The sequence below is a fragment of the Amycolatopsis sp. cmx-11-32 genome (genome assembly GCF_047608695.1).
Lineage (GTDB): Bacteria > Actinomycetota > Actinomycetes > Mycobacteriales > Pseudonocardiaceae > Amycolatopsis.
Map to the genome: position 1 here is coordinate 718,384 of NZ_JADNQN010000001.1, position 17,452 is coordinate 735,835.

A 17,452-nucleotide genomic window follows, 5' to 3' on the forward strand; every position below is an offset into this window, starting at 1 on the left:
CCCCTTAAAAAAGACCCGAATCGCCACTCACGACCCCTGTACCGAGGTGACCAACCCTCGCAAGTAGGCAACTACTTGCGAGGGTCCCAAGTACATGAAGGCCCCCTTCCTTGCGCCTGGAGCAAGGAAGGGGGCCTTCATGTACTTCAACGAACTGTCAGGAGCGACGGGCCCGCTTCGCCTTGCGCGGCGGCGGAAGCGCACCTTCGGCGCGAAGCCGGGCGGCGTGCTCGGCGAGTGCGTCGACCAGGTGCGGGACGTCGGCCTTCTCGGGCTGGACGTCGACCCGCAGCCCGAACTCCACGGCGGTTTCCGCGGTCTTCGGGCCGATGCACGCGACCAGCGTGCGGGTGTGCGGCTTGCCGGCGATGCCGACGAGGTTCCGCACGGTCGAGGACGAGGTGAAGCAGACCGCGTCGAAACCGCCGGTCTTGATCATCTCGCGGGTCTCGGCAGGCGGCGGCGCGGCGCGCACCGTGCGGTACGCGGTCACGTCGTCGATCTCCCAGCCGCGTTCCCGCAGGCCCGCCGAAAGGGTCTCGGTGGCGATGTCCGCCCGCGGCAGCAGCACGCGGTCGACGGGGTCGAGAACGTCGTCGTACGGCGGGAACTCGGCGAGAAGGCCTTCCGAGGACTGCTCACCTTCCGGGATCAGCTCGGGGATGATGCCGAAGGAGCGCACCTTCGCGGCGGTCGATTCGCCGACACAGGCGATCTTCACGCCGGAGAAAGCGCGGGCGTCGAGCCCGAACTCTTCGAACTTCTCCCACACCGCGCGGACGGCGTTGGTCGAGGTGAAGACGATCCACTGGTAGCGCCCGTCGACGAGGCCCTTGACCGAACGCTCCATCTGCGCGGGGCTGCGCGGGGGCTCGACCGAGATGGTCGGGACCTCGTGCGAGGTGGCGCCGTGGCCGCGAAGCCGCTCCGCCATCTCACCGGCCTGCTCCTTGGTGCGCGGCACCAGGACCTTCCAGCCGTACAGCGCACGCGACTCCCACCACGACAGCTTCGAGCGCTGGCCGACGGCCTGCCCGATGGTCACGATGAGCGGGCCGACGAGCTCGCCCGCTTCGTTCGCGACGGTGGCCAGCGTGGTGTCCAGGGTGCGCTGGGTATTTATAGTCCCGTTCGACGTAACGGCGACCGGGGTGGTCGACGGCAGTCCGTGCTCGGTCAGCGCGGACGCGGCCTCGGCGAGGTGCGCCGACGTCGCGTGCAGCACGATCGGGCCAGGGGTCGCGGCCAGCGCGGCCCATTCGACGTCACCGCGCACGTCGACCTCGGTGTGCGTGCCGCCGAGCGCGACACCGGCGTACGCCGGGACGGCGGCGCCGGGCGAGACGCCAGGGATGATGTCGAATACGGCGCTGGTCCGGGAAACGGCCTGCACCTCGGCGACGACGGCGGGCTGGGTCAGCGGGTCACCGGCGATCAGCCGGAGCACCAGCCGTCCTGCCTTGGCCTCGTTCACCAGGTCCTTGGCGACCTCGGTGGCCTCACCGACGGCGGGGCGCACTTCGGCGCCTTCGGCGGTGAAGGCCAGGACGCCCGAAGGGACGTCCGGGTCGGTCACCACGACCTCGGCCTTGGCGAGCAGCTCCTGAGCGCGGACGGTCAGCAGACCGGCGTCACCGGGGCCCGAGCCCACGAAGGCGACACGCCCGGTGGTCTTACGCGCGGGGGTCATCTGTGCGTTCTCCTCTTAGGCGGCCGCGGTCGTTCGCGGCCGTAACTGTCTCTCTCAGCTCACTGGGCGGGGCCGGACAGCGCGCCGGCCCCCAGGTCGAGCAGCTCTGCGGCCAATGTCCGGCCGAGCTGCTCAGCATCGCGGATGTCGGCGAGCGCGGAGGCGCGCACCATGTCGACCGCGTCCCCGTCTCCTTCGACGGCGGCGGTGCCCCGCAACGAGATCCGCTCGACGACCCGGCCATCGGCGTCCAGGTCTTCGACGATCTCCGCCAGCGCTCCGACCGGTGCGCTGCACCCGGCTTCCAGCGCCGCGAGCAACGCCCGCTCGGCGGTCGCCACGGCACGGGTGCCTTCGTCGTCCACTGTGGATCCGAGCAGGTGCTCGATGTCCACGTCGCCGGCCCGGCACTCCACCGCCAGCGCACCCTGCGCGGGAGCGGGCAGCATCTGGATCGGGTCGAGGGTCTCGGTGATCTCCTCCGCCCGGCCGATCCTGGCCAGTCCGGCACGCGCCAGGACGACGGCGTCGAGCTCTCCGTCGCTCACCTTGCGCATGCGGGTGTCGATATTGCCTCGGATCGGCACGATTTCCAAACCGAGACCGAGCGCACGCAGTTGCGCGGTGCGCCGCGGCGAGCCGGTCCCGACGGTCGAACCGGGCGGAAGCTCGCCGAGAGTCAGCCCGTCGCGGGCGATCAGCGCGTCACGCGGGTCCTCGCGGCGCGGCACGGCGGCGAGCACGATGCCCGCCTCCGGCTTCGTCGGCAGATCCTTGTAGGAGTGCACGATGACGTCGACTTCCTCGCGCAGCAAGGCTTCGCGCAGCGCGGAAGTGAACACGCCGACCCCGATCGTCGGGATGGGTGCGGACGACCTGTCACCGGGGGTCGTCACGGTGACGAGTTCGATCTCGGCCCCGGTGGCACGCAGGGCGTCGGCGATGGTGCCGGTCTGCGCGAGGGCGAGTTTGCTGCCGCGCGTCCCGATCCGGATGACTCTGCTCACTGATCACTGTCTTTCGTAGCGGTGGGACTCGCCACGGCGGCGGGTGCCTGCGGATCGAGGCAGAACAGCTCGCGCAGCGCGTTGGCGTAATCGGTGTCGGCCGTCTCGGCCGCCAGCTGCTTGACCCGCACGGTCGGCGCGTGCAGCAGCTTGTCGACCACGCGGCGGACCGTGCGGCCGACCTCCTCGCGAACCCCGGCTTCGAGGTCCGGCAGTCGGTTGTCCAGCCGCAGCAGTTCGGCGTCGACCACCTCGGCGGCCCGGCGCCGCAGCGCCGTCACCGTCGGGGTGACCTCGGCGCTGCGCTGACCGGCGAGGTACTCGCGCACCTCGTCGAGCACGATGCCGGTGGCCTTCGCGGTCTGCCGGTCGGTGGTCGGGGTGCCCTTGTCGCGCATGCGGCGCTGGATGGTCTCGAGGTCGACCACGGTGACGTCGGCCAGTCCGGCGACGTCGTGCTCGACGTCACGCGGGAGTCCGAGGTCGCAGACGACCAGCGGGCGACCGGCGCGGGCCGGGACGTGTGCGGTGGTGAACACGGCTTCCTGCGCGCCGGTGGAGCAGACGACGACGTCCGCCTCGGCGACCGCGGCCGCGATCCCGCTCATCTGCACGGCCTTGGCGGGAACGCCCTGCTCGACGCTCGCGGCGGCGAGGCGGGCGGCCCTCGCCTCGGTGCGGTTGGCGATGGCGAGCTCGCCGATCCCGGATTTACGCAGGTGGGACGCGGTCAGCGCGCCCATCGAACCGGCGCCGATGATCAGCGCGTGCTTGCCGGTGAGGTCTGGGGAAGCCGCACGCAGCGCCTCGGAGACGACCGACGCACCCAGCTGATCCAGCCCGGTCTCGGTGTGGACGCGTTTGCCGACGCGCAGCGTGGTCTGGATCAGCTCGTGCAGCGTGCGGCCGACGGTGCCGGCGTCCCGCGCGGTGGCGTACGCGGACCGGATCTGGCCGAGGATCTGCGTCTCGCCGACGACCATCGAGTCCAGGCCGGAGGTGACCGAGAACAGGTGCTCGATCGCGGCGCCGGCGTAGTGCACGTACAGCGAGTCGTAGAGGTCCGCGGGCAGCATCCCGGCCTGGCGGGCGAGCACGTCGGAGACGTCGTTCAGGCCGCCGTGGAAGGTCTCGACGACCGCGTAGACCTCGATGCGATTACAGGTCGAGACGAGGATCGCCTCACTGACGTGCTCGGCCTGCTGCAGTTCGTGGAGCACCTTGGTCACGTCGGTCGCGGGGACCGCGACGCGCTCCAGGGTGTTCAACTCGGCACTGCGGTGCGAGAGCCCGACCGCCAACACGCTCATTCTCAGCGCACCACCATTCCATTGCCGTGGCCGTTCACGCTGCCATTCTCGTCGCCCTTCGGGCCAGCGTCCCCTCCGCCATTGCCGTTAGCGGCCAGATCCGCGCGGCGAGCGACGTGGAACGACAGGATCTGCAGTTCGACGGCGAGGTCGACCTTGCGCACCTCGATATGGGCCGGAACCTGCAGCACCACCGGGGCGAAATTCAGGATGCACTGCACGCCACCTGCGACGAGCCGGTCGCAGACCGACTGCGCGGCGGTGGGCGGAGTGGCGATGACGCCGATGGAGATCTGCCGTTCGGCGCAAACTTTGGGGATCTCGTCGAGATGCGAGACCGGGAGACCACCGACCGGTACACCGACCAGGTCCGGGTCGAGGTCGAACAGGGCCTCGACCGGGAACCCGCGTCCCGGGAAGCCGCCGTAGTTGGCCAGCGCGTGCCCGAGATTACCGATCCCGACCACGGCGACCTTGTGCTTGCGGGTCAGGCCGAGGATCCGCTCGATCTGGCTGACCAGCACCTGGACGTCGTAGCCGACGCCGCGGGTGCCGTACGAGCCGAGGTAGGACAGGTCCTTGCGCAGTTTCGCGGAGTTGACGCCCGCGACCTGTGAGAGTTCCTCGCTGGAGATCGTCGTCGCACCCTGCTCGGCCAGCCCGGAAAGGACGCGGAGATAGACGGCGAGGCGGGCGACCGCGGCTTCGGGGATCGACTTCGCGCGGACCGCTTCCGGCTCGGCGGCGGTCTCGACGGCCGGCATCTCCGCGGTGGGCGCGTTGTCGGCGTCCGGTGTCACCCGGGTGCGCCGGCCTCGTTGCGACACCACGCTTGTCCGCTCCTCTGGTCCTGCTGACGACATGATTCGCCTGAACCAGGAAATCGGCTCTTGACCCGAAACGCTGAGTCCGGTTCGATACGGGCGCTTTCGGAGGCGACGTATCTACGGTAGCCACTTGTGAACGCAGGCACAAAGTCACTGGTGAGCGCTGTGGTCAGCGTCTCTGGTGCGCGTTGACCGAGACCGTGTGGAGTCCGGTCGCCCCGTCGGGCACGGTTCCGACCCGCTCTTCCGTCTGCGTGTGGCCGGACTGGTCCGTGGCACGGACGGCGACCTGATGCCGACCAGCGGTGACGTCGACCTCGGTCCACCACATCCGCCAGGTGTCCTTCGACGTCTCGGCCGACAGGACGGTCTCCCGCCACGGCCCCTGGTCGACCCGCACCTCGACCTTCGCGACGCCGGTGTGCTGCGCCCACGCGATTCCGGACACGACGACCTTCCCCGCGGTCACGGCGGAAACCTTCGTGTCGATCCGCGACTGCGTCTTCACCGGCCCCTCCCGGCCCCAGCCGCGGTCGAGCCAGTACGCCTCGCGCTCCTTCCAGGTGGTGATCTCCAGTTCGGTCACCCATTTCGTGGCGGACACGTAGCCGTACAGCCCGGGGATCACGATCCGCGCGGGGAAGCCGTGTTCGATCGGCAGCGGTTCGCCGTCCATGCCGATGGCGAGCATCGCGCCGCGACCGGGATCCAGCGCGGCTTCGACGGGGGTTCCGCAGGTCCAGCCGTCGACGCTGGTCGCGAACATCTGCTCGGCGCCGGGTTTCACACCCGCCTCGTTCAGCAGGTCACGCAGGTCGATGCCGATCCAGCGCGCGTTGGAGATGTACGGGCCGCCGACCTCGTTGGAGACGCAGCACAGCGTGACGTCGCGTTCGAGCAGCGGCCGCGAGCGGATGTCGTCATACGTATAGGTGACTTCGCGGTCGACCATCCCGTGGATCCGCAGGCTCCAGTCCTCGGTGCGGACCTGCGGGACGACCAAGGCGGTGTCGATCCGATAGAAATCCTCCGAAGGAGTGAGATAGGGCGGGGTGCCGAACTTCACGAAGTCCGCGTCGGGCGGGATCGGGGGTGCGGTTCTCGCCGCGACAAGCCTGCCGACAGCGGCGCGCGACTCCTCGGCGTTCTTCCTGGTCCCGATGAACTCCCCGGCCAACGCGGCGACACCGGCCCCTGCCGCGACGGAGGCGCCGGTGATCAGCACCTTCCGCCGGCCCGGCCCTTCACTCTCGCGGACGTCGAAGAACACGCGCGGCAGGAAGAACCGGTGCAGCCAGGTGAAGACGACCATCCCGGCGACCGTCGCGGCCACCGGTGCCAGCAGTGAGACCTGCCCGAGGTCGGTGCGCACGTAGACGGCGGCGACCCCGGCCGCGCCCAGGACGCCGACGACGAGCTGGCCCGGCAGCGGTTTACTCCGCGACAACTGCCCGGCGAGCAGCGCGATCAGCACCAGCACCACGGCGAGGCCGATCTTGAGGACGGGCTTGTCCCACGTCTCCAGCGTCCGCTCCGCCCAGGCAACGACGGCGTGCGGGCTGTGGTCGATGACGAAGTTCGCGACGGCGACGAACGGCGAGGCCGTGTACCCGACGAAGCCCGCCACGAGATGCCCGACGCCGAGCGTGGCGGCGAGCGCGAGCAGCCCGGTCAGAGCGGCTTGCGGGAAGGTGAGCCTGCGTTCTTCGTCCACGACTCCATCTTCGGAGCGGATTGGCTCCCAGGTCGGCCGTTCGCCCTTACGAGTGTGTTACGCCAGTGCTTTCCGGAGCCTGTCCTCTTCGACCCGCCAGTAGCCGTGCTCGGCGTCGTCGATCAGGATCACCGGCACGCGGTCGCCGTACTCGGCCCGCCATTCGGGGTCGCTGTCGACGTCCCGCGCCGACCAGGCGACACCCAGTTCGCCACAGATCCGCTCGATGTCCTGTTCCGCGACCTCGCACAGATGACAGCCCGTGCGGGTCATGACGGTCACTTGGTGCGCCATGGCTCCATCCTTACCTGAGCCGGATACGCCGGAGCTTCCCGGTGGCCGAATGCGGCAGCGACTCCGCGAACTCGACGGTGTGCGGCACCTTGTACCCGGCCAGGTGCTCCGCGCAGTGCTCGACGACCTGCTGTTCCGAAAGCGACGCGCCGGGCGCCGGGACGACGACGGCTTTCACCGCCTCGCCGGTGCGCTCGTCGACGACGCCGACGACACCCGCCTCGACGACCTCGTCCAGCATCGAGATCACGTTCTCGACCTCGTGCGGGTAGACGTTGAAGCCGTTGACGATGATCAAGTCGTTGGCCCGGTCCACCAGGTGCAGGTCGCCGTCGGTGTCGAGGTAGCCGACGTCGCCGGTGCGGAACCAGCCGTCTTCGCCGGGCCCGTGCGAGCCGTCGGGCCAGTAGCCGGAGAACAGGTTCGCGCCGCGGATCGACACCAGCCCGGTGCCGCCGTCCTCGTCGAAGGCGTCGCCGAGTTCGTCCGGGTCCTGCGAGACGGGCGTCGCGTCGCCGTCGCTGTCGACCAGCCGGACCTCGACGCCGGGCAGCGGCCGCCCGACCGAACCCGGCTTCGGGTAACCGGTGACCAGCGTCGTGGTGACCACGGGCGCGCATTCGGTGAGGCCGTAACCCTCGTAGACGTCCAGCCCGGTGGCGCCGCGAAGCGCGGTGAGGATCTTGGGGTGCAGCGGCGCCGCTCCCGACGTCATCCGCCGGACGGTGGAGAGGCCGGCCCCCAGTTCGTCGGGGTCCATCGCGGCGAACTCGGCGTACATCGCGGGCACGCCGGCGATCGAGGTCACCCGGTGCTCGGCGCAGTCGGCGAGGGTCCGCTCGGCGAGGAAGCGCTCGGAAAGGATCGCGGTCGCGCCCACCGACGTGGTCTGCAACAACCCTGGCCCGAGGCCGTAGACGTGGAACAGCGGGATGGTGATGAGCACGCGGTCGCCGTGCACGAGCGGCGTCGGGACGATCCGGCTCAGCTGGTCGAGGTTCGCCAGCAGCGCCCGGTGCGACAGCATCACGCCGCGCGGCGGGCCGGTCGTTCCGGAGGTGTACGAAATGACCGCTATGTCCTCACCGGCCCCGGCCGCCTCGGCCGGTTCGACTGCTCCATTCGAGGTAACAGGTGGTGAGAGGCTTGTCACTCCATCGAAGAGTTCCTCGGTCGGTTCGCGTTCGAGGACGAGCCGCGCGCCGCTGTGCTCCAGCAGTCCGTTCAGCTCCGCCAACGGAGCCTGCGGCGAGATCGGGACGACCACCGCGCCCGCCCGGAGTGCCCCGAACAACGAGACGGCGAACGCGGCCGACGTCGGCAGCCGTAAGGCCACCCGGTCGCCACGCTCGATTCCCGCGTCGAGCAGGGCACGGGCCAGCGCGTGGGCGGCGTTGTCGAGCTCCGCCCACGTCAGCGAGACCCCTTCGCCGGTCTCGTGGACGGCTGCCTTGCCGGGCCACTGTCGGGCGGCCTCGGCGAGCAAGGTGGGCACGCTTCGTTCGGCAACCTGCTCCGCGTTCAACTGCGAACCTCTTCCCTCGGTGAACGGCGTTGTCAGTTTGTCATCTCCACCACCGTCATGGGTGCCACTCGCTTTCGTCGCAGTTCCGTGACCCAGGCACCGCTACCTACTTCGCGGTAACTAGACGTATGCTGCTGATCGTCGTCGAGTGGTGTTGATCACTCGATGGTGAGAAAAGGAGTCCGGACGTGCAGATCTTGCAGGCCCACGCGGCCGTGGGACATGCGGGCCGGTCTTCCCTGTCCGGAACGGGAGGTGCACCGTGACCCTTCCCGTGCCGAACCCCGTCTCGATGCTGGCGGGCCACATCCTCCGCCGGAGCGGGTGCCCCTCGGTGCCGTCGTCCAGGCCCAAAGCCGAGGAGAGCACCGACGCCGCGGCCGAAGCCGCGAAGGTCGAAGCGTGGGAGCTGGTGAGTGCCGCGCAAGGCGGCGACACGTCCGCGTTCGGCCGTCTCTACGACCGCTACGTCGATGTCGTCTACCGCTACGTCCTGTTCCGCCTCGGCGACCGGGACCTCGCCGAGGACGTCACCAGCGAGACCTTCCTGCGCGCGCTGCGCCGCATCACGTCGGTGAGCTATCAGGGACGTGACGTCGGCGCCTGGTTCGTCACCATCGCGCGCAACATCATCCTCGACCACGTGAAGTCGAGCCGGTTCCGCCTCGAGGTCGTCACCGACGAGGTCGCCGAGCCGAACGGGGCACCGATCGGCAACGTCGGCGTACAGGCTGTCGCGGGTCCCGAACAGCAGGCCATCAGCCGCGCCACCCGTGCCGAACTGCTGCGTTGCGTCGCCGAACTCGGTGAAGACCAGCGCGAGTGCATCGTGCTGCGGTTCATGCAAGGACTCTCGGTCGCCGAGACCGCGGCCATCATGAAGCGCAACGAAGGCGCCATCAAGGCCCTCCAGCACCGCGCGGTACGCCGTTTGGCACAACTTCTGCCCACCGGTTTGCGTTAACCCGCCGATATATCCACCACCGCCCTCAACGGAGATGCTCCGCATCGCTGCGATGTCCTAATATTCATCCCTCACCGGGCCTTGCCGTAACCCCAGAGCGTTCCCGCTCGTTTCCCAGCCAGACCGGTGTCAGGACCGGGCTGAGCAGATGGAGACTTCGCCGTGGGCGTGCCGGGATGGTCCGCACGGGAGCGAGCGGACGGTGACCGCTTCGCGGGCCTTGTCGACGCCACCGCACCACGGGACGACGAATTCGAGCTGGAACTCGCACTCGTCGGCGGTCTGCGCGAACTGGGCGCGAGTGGCGCCCCCGACGCCGAAACCCGGAAGCGGATCCGCGACGAGATCGCCGGACGCCTCGCCGAAGCCGAGGAGCTGCCGAGGCGGCGCAGTCGTGCCATCGCCAACCTCGCCGCGGCGGCCGTCGCGCTCGTGCTCACGCTGGGCGGCATCACCCTGCTGTTGTCCAAGGACGCGTTGCCCGGTGATCCGCTCTACGGCATCAAACGAGCGGGTGAATCGACCGCGCTCAGTCTCACCTTCGACGAGCAGGACAAGGCGAAGAAACATTTGGATTTCGCCACGAACCGCGTCGGCGAACTCGGCGAACTGACCCGGCAGGGCGCGTCCACCGGCGCCTACTTCACCGGCCTCGCCGATTTCGAGACCGATCTGCGCGCCGGCGTCTCCCAGCTGACGTCGATCGTCACCGATCAAGGCGGCCAGATCCGGCTGTCCGAACTCCGCATCTGGGCGCGACAGCAGTCCGACCGGCTCGGCCTTCAGGTCGGGCAAGCCCCCGCCGGGGCACGCGACAAGTTCGCCGCCGTCCGCGTCCTGCTCGACAAGGTCCAGGCACGCACGACGGATCTCGGCTCCCGCTTGGTCTGCTACACGATCACCACGGGCTCGTCCGACGAGCTGGGCGCGCTCCCGGCAGCCGGTGACTGCGTCCGTGACCCCGGCTCCCCCGACGCTGTCGTGCCGCCCGTGACGCCGTCCGCGCCGTCCTCGGCGCCGACCGGATCGCCGACGCCGACTTCCGCGCCGCCGTCGTCCGGCGTGGACACCGCGGCCCCGACCGGACCGCTCGCGCCACCCTCGGGAAGCACGCCGCCGCCCGTCGTGGCCACGCCCGCCCCAACGACGAAGACACCACCCCCGACGACCACCACACCACCGCCGCCGCTGATTTCGATTCCGCCGCTCATCCCGGGGTTACCGCCGATAATCATTGGCTGACGCTCCGTCGATGAGGGAGGCGCCACACCCGGGACGTGCCGGTAAAGCGATCGCTACGCTGTGCGTAGGCACCTGGGATTCCGGAGGCGGTGTGCGTGTCAGTTTGGCGGGGCAAGGATAAGAGTCAAGAGCTCGAACGGCTGGCCGAGCTCGCGGGCGAGGCGTCGGCCGAGGCCGCCATGGCGACCGCGTCCGCCGAAGCCCTCGAACCGCCCGCGCCGCCCGCCCCGCCGGACCTGACCGCGGCCGCGTTCTTCGACGTCGACAACACCATGATGATGGGCGCGTCGATCTTCTACTTCGCCCGCGGCCTGGCCGCGCGCAAGTTCTTCACGTCCGCCGATCTGGCCGGATTCGTCTGGCAGCAGGTGAAGTTCCGGCTCGGCGGCCGGGAGAACAAAGAGGACATCAAAACCCACCGCGAGCGCGCACTGTCCTTTGTGGCTGGTCGTACCGTGCAGGAACTCACCGACATCAGCGAAGAGATCTACGACGAGCTGATGTCGGACAAGATCTGGTCCGGCACGCGGGCGCTCGCGCAGATGCACCTCGACGCCGGGCAGCGCGTCTGGCTCGTCACCGCGACCCCGATCGAGCTCGCGGCCATCATCTCGCGGCGCCTCGGCCTCACCGGCGCGCTGGGCACGGTCGCGGAGACCAGGGACGGCGTCTACACCGGCCGTCTCGTCGGCGACCTGCTGCACGGCCGCGCGAAAGCACACGCCGTCCGGGCGCTGGCGTCACGCGAAGGGCTGAATCTCAAGCGCTGCACGGCGTATTCGGACTCGCAGAACGACGTCCCGATGCTGTCGGTCGTCGGGACCGCGGTCGCGGTGAACCCGGACGGTGGACTTCGCGACGTCGCACGTGCGCGCGGCTGGGAGATCCGCGACTTCCGGACCGGCCGAAAGGCCGCGAAGATCGGCGTGCCCTCGGTGCTCGGCGCGGGTGCCGTGGCCGGTGCCGTCGCGGCCGGCATGGCCTACCGGCGCCGCTGACACCTCGCCACTCCCGCAATTAGTCCTCTAGTTGCGGTCCTTGCGTGTGCAAGTACCGCAACTAGGGGACCAAACGCGCCGGGGGTCAGCCCCTGAAGACGCTCTTCCGCTGCGAAAGGCGTTTGTACAGCGACTGCTGGATAGACTCCCGCACCTGGTCGGTCAGCGTGAACACCAGCATCGGGTCGTCCACGGCGTCCGCGTCGTAGGTGTCCGTGCGGATGGGCTCGCCGAACTCGATGCTCCACTTCGTCGGCAGCGGGATCGCGCCGAGCGGGCCGAGCAGCGGGAAGAACGGCGTCACCGGGAAGTACGGCAGGCCGAGCAGCCGCGCGAGCAGCTTGAGGTCGCCGACCTTCGGGTAGATTTCCTCCGCGCCGATGACCGACACGGGAATGATCGGCACTCCGGTCCGCAGCGCCGCGGAAACGAAACCGCCGCGGCCGAACCGCTGCAGCTTGTACCGCGACGAGAACGGTTTCCCGATGCCCTTGAACCCTTCCGGCCAGACGCCGACGAGTTCTCCCTTGCGCAGCAGGCGTTCCGCGTCGGCGTTGCAGGCGAGCGTCTGCCCGGACTTGCGGGCGAAGGAGCCGACGAGCGGTACCTGGAACACCAGGTCCGCGCCGAGGCCGCGCAGGTGCCTGCCACCGGGGACGTAATCGTGCACGGCGACGGCGGTCATCAGCGCGTCGAGCGGCAAGGTTCCGGAGTGGTTCGACACGAGCAGCGCGCCGCCGTCGGCGGGCAGGTTCTCGACGCCGAAGGTGTCGACGCGGAACCACTTCTCGAACAGCGCGCGCAGCGGCGGCAGCAGCAAGGTCTCGGTGAGCTCGGCGTCGAAGCCGAACTCGTCGACGGTGTAGTCACCGGTCAGCCGGTCCCGCAGGAACCCCAGCGCCGTCCGGAGCGAGGCCGGGAGGAGGTCCGTGTCGGCCGGGCGGGTCCGGGCGGGCGAGACCCGCGCCGAGCCGGGGAACTCGACGACGGGCGCGTCCGCCCGGCGCTCCCGTTCCAGCTGTACTCGCGCCTCTTCGGACTCGCGAAGATCCCGCTCCGCCTGAGCCGCCCGGTCCGGTTTCTCTCTGCCGGGGCCGCGCAACGGGATGACCTGCGCTTCAGCGCCGCTCACGTCTTTCGCCTCGCCTTCGTGAGAGTTTCGGGGGTCGTTCTCGTGTGGCCTGCTCACCGGTGCCCCGCCTGCCCGGTGGCCGCGGCCACCAGGACCTTGCCGGCGAATCCGGCCAGCCTGCCGCCGTCCACCACGGGCCTGAGCCCGCGGCCGGTGATGTAGTCGTCGAACGCCTCGCGCGTCGTCCACCGTGGCGTGTAGCCGAAGTCCTTCTTGAGCTTCGCGATGTCCACGACCCGGCCGAAGTTCAACAGCCGCACCTGGTCGGCGGAGAAGTCGACCACGCGGGCTCCCCGTAGGACCTTGCCGATCGACGGCACGACACCGCTGGGCATCGGCAGTTGGACCCGGCCGGCTCGCCGGATCGCCTGTGACAGGGTGAGTACCCCTTCCGAGCCGACGTTGAACACGCCGGACTTGTCTTCCAGCGTCGCCTGCTCGAAGACGGCCAAAGCGTCCGAAGCGTGCAGCAGCTGGATCCGCGCGTCGTAGCCGAAGACGGTCGGGACCACCGGCAGCGCGAAGTAGCGCGAGAGCACGGTGTCGATCTCGGGGCTGATGATGTTGGCGAACCGGAACAGCGTCGTCGTGATGTCGGGACGGCGGCGCATGAGCCCGCGCACGTACCCCTCCATTTCGACGGCGTCCTTGGCGTATCCGCTGGTCGAAGTGGGGATGAGCTCGGAATCCTCGGTGAAGACCGCCTGCGAACGCGCTCCCGCGCCGTAGACCGCGGCCGTCGACTTCACCACGAGCTTGCGCACGAGCGGCGAGCGCTGGCAGGCCGCCAGCAGCCGCATCGTGCCGATGACGTTGAGCTCTTTGATCGCCGTGCGGCGAGCGGGCCCGGCCGGATGCACGGTGCACGAGGCGTGCACGACGGTGTCGACCTCGGCCGTGCTGATCACCTTGGCGATCAGCGGGTTACGAATGTCCGCGCGGATGTATTCGGCGCGGCCCATGCGCTGCAGTACCGACTTCTGCGGAGGCGTGGTGTCCACGCCGATCACCCGCTCGAACTCCGGATTGTTGCCGAGTCTGCCGAGCAGTTTCCCGCCAAGGTCTCCCCCGACCCCGGTCACGAGCACGATGTTCGACGGCATAGGACTCCCTGCGGCTTTGGTCGGTTCTCGGACTCGATCACGGAGTCCTGACGACCTCGAGCGCGAACTTGATCTACCGAGCGTGCGCGAACCCGCACTCACTGGAAGCATCGCGCGGCTGCCCTTGAGATGTTACCGCTCATTAGGGGTAGTCGACTCAGCGCTTACATGCTATTAACCGGGCGCTCGCAGAGGGGAGGCACGGCTCACTCGAATGGGCGGACGACGTCCACTAAATGGGAGTGGCCCGCCCAGAAACTGGACGGGCCACTCACCGGCTGTGTCTTACTTGCCGGCCTTCCTACGCTGAACTCGCGTCCGGCGCAGCAACTTGCGGTGCTTCTTCTTCGACATGCGCTTACGGCGCTTCTTGATCACAGAGCCCATCGTGAGCGCTCCTTCCTTCGTCGTCGGTCACGCTGCCCGGCGCAGCGTCCAACGGGTGGAGCGCACAGGCACGAGCGGTCTTCCAGGGTACTCGCGCCCCGGAAGACGCTCTCCGGCGGGCATACTGTGCCCCGCGAAGCGGGCCTCAGCCCACGTCGAAGTACGCGCCCCGCAGATACTCGTGAACGGCCTTTTCGGGCACTCTGAACGACTTCCCCACGCGCACCGCAGGCAACTCGCCCGAGTGAACCAGGCGGTAGACGGTCATCTTGGAGACCCGCATCAGCGTGGCCACCTCGGCGACCGTCAGGAACTGGACCTGACCCACTGAGGGCAGATCATCCTTCTTGTTCGACGGCATGAATCACCGTGCCCTTCGACACGTGTCGCGCCACGCGGCTTCCCCACCTGTGGTATCGACACGCACGTGCTCTCTTGAGAGTAGCGGGACACGTGTGACTAAAGCGACGCGAGTCACCGAGATGGGCCTGTATCCAGGAGCTGAAGGACCCTTTCGCCGCGTCTTAAGCAGCGAAAGCGTCCTTCACCGCTTCCTATGCGGGGAAAGTCCCCTTCAGCTCTCGTGAGCGGCGCCCAGTTCGGTCGAGCGCTCCTTCGCGGCCTCGATGGCGGCCAGCAGCGCCGCGCGGACGCCGTGCTTCTCGAGTTCGCGGATGGCGTTGATGGTCGTTCCGGCGGGTGAAGTGACGGCTTCGCGCAGCAGTACCGGGTGCTCGTCGGACTCCGCGAGCATCTTCGCCGCCCCGACCGCCGACTGGATGATCAGCTGCCCGGCGAGCGCGCGGGGCAGGCCGAGCAGGATCCCGGCGTCGATCATGGCCTCGACCAGGTAGAAGAAGTACGCGGGCCCAGACCCGGACAGCGCCGTGACGGCGTCCTGCTGCGACTCCGGCACCTCGACGACCTGTCCGACGTGCGAAAGCAGGTCCTTCACCAGCGCGATGTGTTCGGCGGTCGCGTACGCACCCGCGGAAACCGCGCTCATCGCCTCTCCGACGAGCATCGGGGTGTTCGGCATGACCCGCACCACCGGGACGCCGTCGGCCAGCCTGCGCTCGTACAGGGCGGTCGGCAGGCCCGCGCACAGCGAGACGACCAGCGACTCCCTGCCGAGCAGCGGCGCGAGGTCGGCGAGAACCGGGTCGATGTCCTGCGGTTTGACCGCGACGACCAGCACGTCGGCTTGGCGCGCGGCGTCGGCGACGGTGACCCCCCGCACGCCGTAGCGCTCCGTCAGCTCGGCCGCGCGCACCGGATACCGCTCGGTGAACAGCAGGTCGCCGGGGCTGTGGCCGCCATGCAGCAGGCCCGAGAGCAGGGCCTCCCCGATCTTTCCGGCACCCAGAACCGCGATCACACTCATGCCTGCTCCTCGTACCGGGTCACTTCACGGCGCATGAGCGGGCACTGTGTCACTGATCCGCTCGCAAGCTCGCTCATGCGGTTCAGCGTGCCAAACCGCCGTCAGCCCCCGGGCGCCGGGGCAAGCGCCAGCTGACGCGCCTGGCAGACCAGCCTGCCCTGCGAGTCCACCACGGTTGCGTCCGAGTCGAACCAGGCCTCGTGCACCGAGTGGGCCTGCACGATCACCCGCAGCCAGCCCGGCGCCGGCCGGGTGCGCAGCAACGCGGTCAGCTGGACGGTCGGCGACCAGCCGACGCGACCGAGGTTGTAGACCACCGGCGGGTTCACGTCCCCCGCGAGCAGGGCGAAGAACGGATCCGGCGGACCGTGCCGCGGCCGGACCCACAGCCGCATCTTCGGCGGGTCGCCGATCCGGCCGTGCAGGTAGCCGGCGCTCGCCGGATCCAGCCGGACCTCGCAGCCCTGCGCCAGGTTGAACATCCCTTCGGACGTCTCACCGGTGACGGGCACCGCGCCGGGCGGGGGCTCCGCGGGCATGGTCGGGACGCCGGTCCACTCCGGACGCCGCATCGGCAGCCGTCCGGTGGTCACCCTGGCCTCGACGCAGCTGCGGCCCCGCTGCTCCAGCAGGACCGCGACGACCGAGGCGCGCCTTCCGACCTTCCGGACGTCGGTGCGCAGCAGCACCGGCCCCACCGCGGGCGGGTGCAGGAACTCCGCGCTGATCGCCAGCGGCTCGGACGGCGGCTCGCCGCGTTCATGAAGGAGCGAGAGAGCGGTCCGCGCCATCAGTGCCATCAGGAAGCCGCCGTGCGGATGCCCGCCGATCGACCATTCCGTGCGCAGTACCGCTGTGAACGTGCCGTCACCCAGTGAGCGCGTCGCACATGCCGCGTCGAAGGAGGTGCTCGTGTCGTCAGCCGCGCTCACCGAGCACTGACCCAGGCCACGAGCCGATCCATCGGGGTGCGGGAGATCAACAAACGCAGCTGGTTCACGGTCGGAACTTTACGTGTACCAGCGCCTCGAGCGCAGGGAGGAATGAATCTCCGCACCTGGGGACGATCTTTGTCACTGACCGAGGTGAAGCCTCGCGAACAAGAGTGACTCCGCGAGATCTCTCGACCGCTGTGCCGCGCCCGGCGAGCGGCGGGTGTTGATCTCCAGCACGACCTGCCCGGAAAAATCGCTGTTCACGAGCTTTTCGAGAAGTTCGGCGCAAGGCTCGATCCCGCGTCCGGGCACCAGGTGCTCGTCCTTCGGGAGGCCCGTGCCGTCCGCCAGATGGACGTGCGTGAGCCCTTTTCCCATCCGTTCGGCGAGCGCGAGGGCGTCCATACCGGCTGCCGCTGTATGGGACAGGTCGAGCGTGTAGTGGCGAAACCCTACGTCCGTAGGGTCGATCGAGGGCCGGAAGGCCGACACGCGCGACGTCCGCGAGCCACCGGGCGGGCGGACCTTGAACATGTTCTCGACGGCGACCTCGATGCCGCTCTCTTCTTCGAGTTCGTCGACGAGGTCCCCGAACGTGTCGCCGTAGCGGCGCTGCCACCGGAACGGTGGATGCACCACGACCGTGCGCGCGCCCAGTTCCAGCGCCGCGTCCACGGACATCCGCAGGCGCACCTCGGGATCCGGCGACCACACGCGCTGAGTGATCAGCAGCGACGGCGAGTGGATCGACAGCACCGGCACGCCGGTGCGGCGCGACCAGCGGCGCAGCGCGGAGACGTCCTGGCTGACCGGGTCGGCCCAGATCATCACCTCGACGCCGTCGTAGCCGAGGTCGGCGGCCATCTCGAAGGCCACGCCCGCCTTCAACGGCCAGACGGACGCGGTCGAGACACCCACCGGAATGCGAGCTGCCATTCCG

General features: G+C 69.3%; 17 protein-coding genes. 3 read left to right on the forward strand and 14 right to left on the reverse strand.

The window, feature by feature from the left end:
• Positions 1–157: 157 nt before the first annotated feature.
• From ACM6LR_RS03585 to ACM6LR_RS03615, 7 genes are all read right to left on the reverse strand, one after another.
• Complete coding sequence (locus ACM6LR_RS03585; protein WP_409489938.1) at positions 158–1,690, reverse strand: uroporphyrinogen-III synthase; 1,533 nt, start codon at positions 1,688–1,690, stop codon at positions 158–160.
• Positions 1,691–1,749: 59 nt separating this feature from the next.
• On the reverse strand, positions 1,750–2,697 hold the full coding sequence (gene hemC / locus ACM6LR_RS03590) for a hydroxymethylbilane synthase (RefSeq protein WP_414936082.1): 948 nt from the start codon (positions 2,695–2,697) through the stop codon (positions 1,750–1,752).
• Positions 2,694–4,007 (reverse strand): glutamyl-tRNA reductase, encoded by a 1,314-nt coding sequence (locus ACM6LR_RS03595; protein WP_414943139.1) that lies wholly within the window; start codon positions 4,005–4,007, stop codon positions 2,694–2,696. The genes hemC and ACM6LR_RS03595 overlap by 4 nt, the downstream gene beginning before the upstream one ends.
• Positions 4,008–4,009: 2 nt before the next feature.
• Positions 4,010–4,837: a redox-sensing transcriptional repressor Rex gene (locus ACM6LR_RS03600; RefSeq protein WP_414936084.1), complete on the reverse strand. Its 828-nt coding sequence runs from the start codon at positions 4,835–4,837 to the stop codon at positions 4,010–4,012.
• Between the two features lie 166 nt (positions 4,838–5,003).
• Positions 5,004–6,548: a molybdopterin-dependent oxidoreductase gene (locus ACM6LR_RS03605; RefSeq protein WP_414943140.1), complete on the reverse strand. Its 1,545-nt coding sequence runs from the start codon at positions 6,546–6,548 to the stop codon at positions 5,004–5,006.
• 57 nt (positions 6,549–6,605) lie between these two features.
• A complete protein-coding gene (locus ACM6LR_RS03610) occupies positions 6,606–6,842 on the reverse strand; it encodes a glutaredoxin family protein (protein ID WP_364034374.1) in 237 nt (78 codons plus the stop codon).
• A 10-nt stretch (positions 6,843–6,852) separates the two neighbouring features.
• The gene (locus ACM6LR_RS03615; RefSeq protein ID WP_414943141.1) at positions 6,853–8,337 is read right to left on the reverse strand and encodes an AMP-binding protein; all 1,485 of its coding nucleotides are present in this window, start codon (positions 8,335–8,337) and stop codon (positions 6,853–6,855) included.
• A 292-nt stretch (positions 8,338–8,629) separates the two neighbouring features.
• Between ACM6LR_RS03615 and ACM6LR_RS03620 the strand changes: the two genes are divergently transcribed.
• From ACM6LR_RS03620 to ACM6LR_RS03630, 3 genes are all read left to right on the forward strand, one after another.
• On the forward strand, positions 8,630–9,331 hold the full coding sequence (locus ACM6LR_RS03620) for a sigma-70 family RNA polymerase sigma factor (protein WP_414936087.1): 702 nt from the start codon (positions 8,630–8,632) through the stop codon (positions 9,329–9,331).
• Between the two features lie 162 nt (positions 9,332–9,493).
• Positions 9,494–10,573, forward strand: coding sequence for a DUF5667 domain-containing protein (locus ACM6LR_RS03625; RefSeq protein WP_414936088.1), 1,080 nt, complete (start codon positions 9,494–9,496; stop codon positions 10,571–10,573).
• A gap of 95 nt (positions 10,574–10,668) precedes the next feature.
• A complete protein-coding gene (locus ACM6LR_RS03630; protein ID WP_414936089.1) occupies positions 10,669–11,571 on the forward strand; it encodes an HAD family hydrolase in 903 nt (300 codons plus the stop codon).
• Between the two features lie 85 nt (positions 11,572–11,656).
• On the opposite strand, the gene ACM6LR_RS03635 is transcribed toward ACM6LR_RS03630, so the two are convergent.
• From ACM6LR_RS03635 to ACM6LR_RS03665, 7 genes are all read right to left on the reverse strand, one after another.
• A complete protein-coding gene (locus tag ACM6LR_RS03635) occupies positions 11,657–12,760 on the reverse strand; it encodes a lysophospholipid acyltransferase family protein (RefSeq protein ID WP_414936090.1) in 1,104 nt (367 codons plus the stop codon).
• A complete protein-coding gene (locus ACM6LR_RS03640; protein WP_414943142.1) occupies positions 12,757–13,806 on the reverse strand; it encodes an NAD-dependent epimerase/dehydratase family protein in 1,050 nt (349 codons plus the stop codon). The genes ACM6LR_RS03635 and ACM6LR_RS03640 overlap by 4 nt, the downstream gene beginning before the upstream one ends.
• A gap of 285 nt (positions 13,807–14,091) precedes the next feature.
• On the reverse strand, positions 14,092–14,193 hold the full coding sequence (locus ACM6LR_RS03645) for a 30S ribosomal protein bS22 (protein WP_007030867.1): 102 nt from the start codon (positions 14,191–14,193) through the stop codon (positions 14,092–14,094).
• 145 nt (positions 14,194–14,338) lie between these two features.
• Complete coding sequence (locus ACM6LR_RS03650; RefSeq protein ID WP_414936092.1) at positions 14,339–14,554, reverse strand: helix-turn-helix domain-containing protein; 216 nt, start codon at positions 14,552–14,554, stop codon at positions 14,339–14,341.
• Between the two features lie 213 nt (positions 14,555–14,767).
• Positions 14,768–15,577: a pyrroline-5-carboxylate reductase gene (gene proC, locus ACM6LR_RS03655; protein ID WP_414936093.1), complete on the reverse strand. Its 810-nt coding sequence runs from the start codon at positions 15,575–15,577 to the stop codon at positions 14,768–14,770.
• A 101-nt stretch (positions 15,578–15,678) separates the two neighbouring features.
• On the reverse strand, positions 15,679–16,509 hold the full coding sequence (locus ACM6LR_RS03660) for a thioesterase family protein (RefSeq protein ID WP_414936094.1): 831 nt from the start codon (positions 16,507–16,509) through the stop codon (positions 15,679–15,681).
• Positions 16,510–16,650: 141 nt separating this feature from the next.
• Positions 16,651–17,448, reverse strand: coding sequence for a sugar phosphate isomerase/epimerase family protein (locus ACM6LR_RS03665; RefSeq protein WP_414936095.1), 798 nt, complete (start codon positions 17,446–17,448; stop codon positions 16,651–16,653).
• Positions 17,449–17,452 lie beyond the last annotated feature (4 nt).

Coding starts and splice junctions, on each gene's coding strand:
- ACM6LR_RS03640 (WP_414943142.1), bottom strand. CDS start 13,806: ATGCCGTCGAACATCGTGCTCGTGACCGGGGTCGGGGGAGACCTTGGC.
- ACM6LR_RS03650 (WP_414936092.1), bottom strand. CDS start 14,554: ATGCCGTCGAACAAGAAGGATGATCTGCCCTCAGTGGGTCAGGTCCAG.
- ACM6LR_RS03665 (WP_414936095.1), bottom strand. CDS start 17,448: ATGGCAGCTCGCATTCCGGTGGGTGTCTCGACCGCGTCCGTCTGGCCG.
- ACM6LR_RS03645 (WP_007030867.1), bottom strand. CDS start 14,193: ATGGGCTCTGTGATCAAGAAGCGCCGTAAGCGCATGTCGAAGAAGAAG.
- proC (WP_414936093.1), bottom strand. CDS start 15,577: ATGAGTGTGATCGCGGTTCTGGGTGCCGGAAAGATCGGGGAGGCCCTG.
- ACM6LR_RS03595 (WP_414943139.1), bottom strand. CDS start 4,007: ATGAGCGTGTTGGCGGTCGGGCTCTCGCACCGCAGTGCCGAGTTGAAC.
- ACM6LR_RS03585 (WP_409489938.1), bottom strand. CDS start 1,690: ATGACCCCCGCGCGTAAGACCACCGGGCGTGTCGCCTTCGTGGGCTCG.
- ACM6LR_RS03610 (WP_364034374.1), bottom strand. CDS start 6,842: ATGGCGCACCAAGTGACCGTCATGACCCGCACGGGCTGTCATCTGTGC.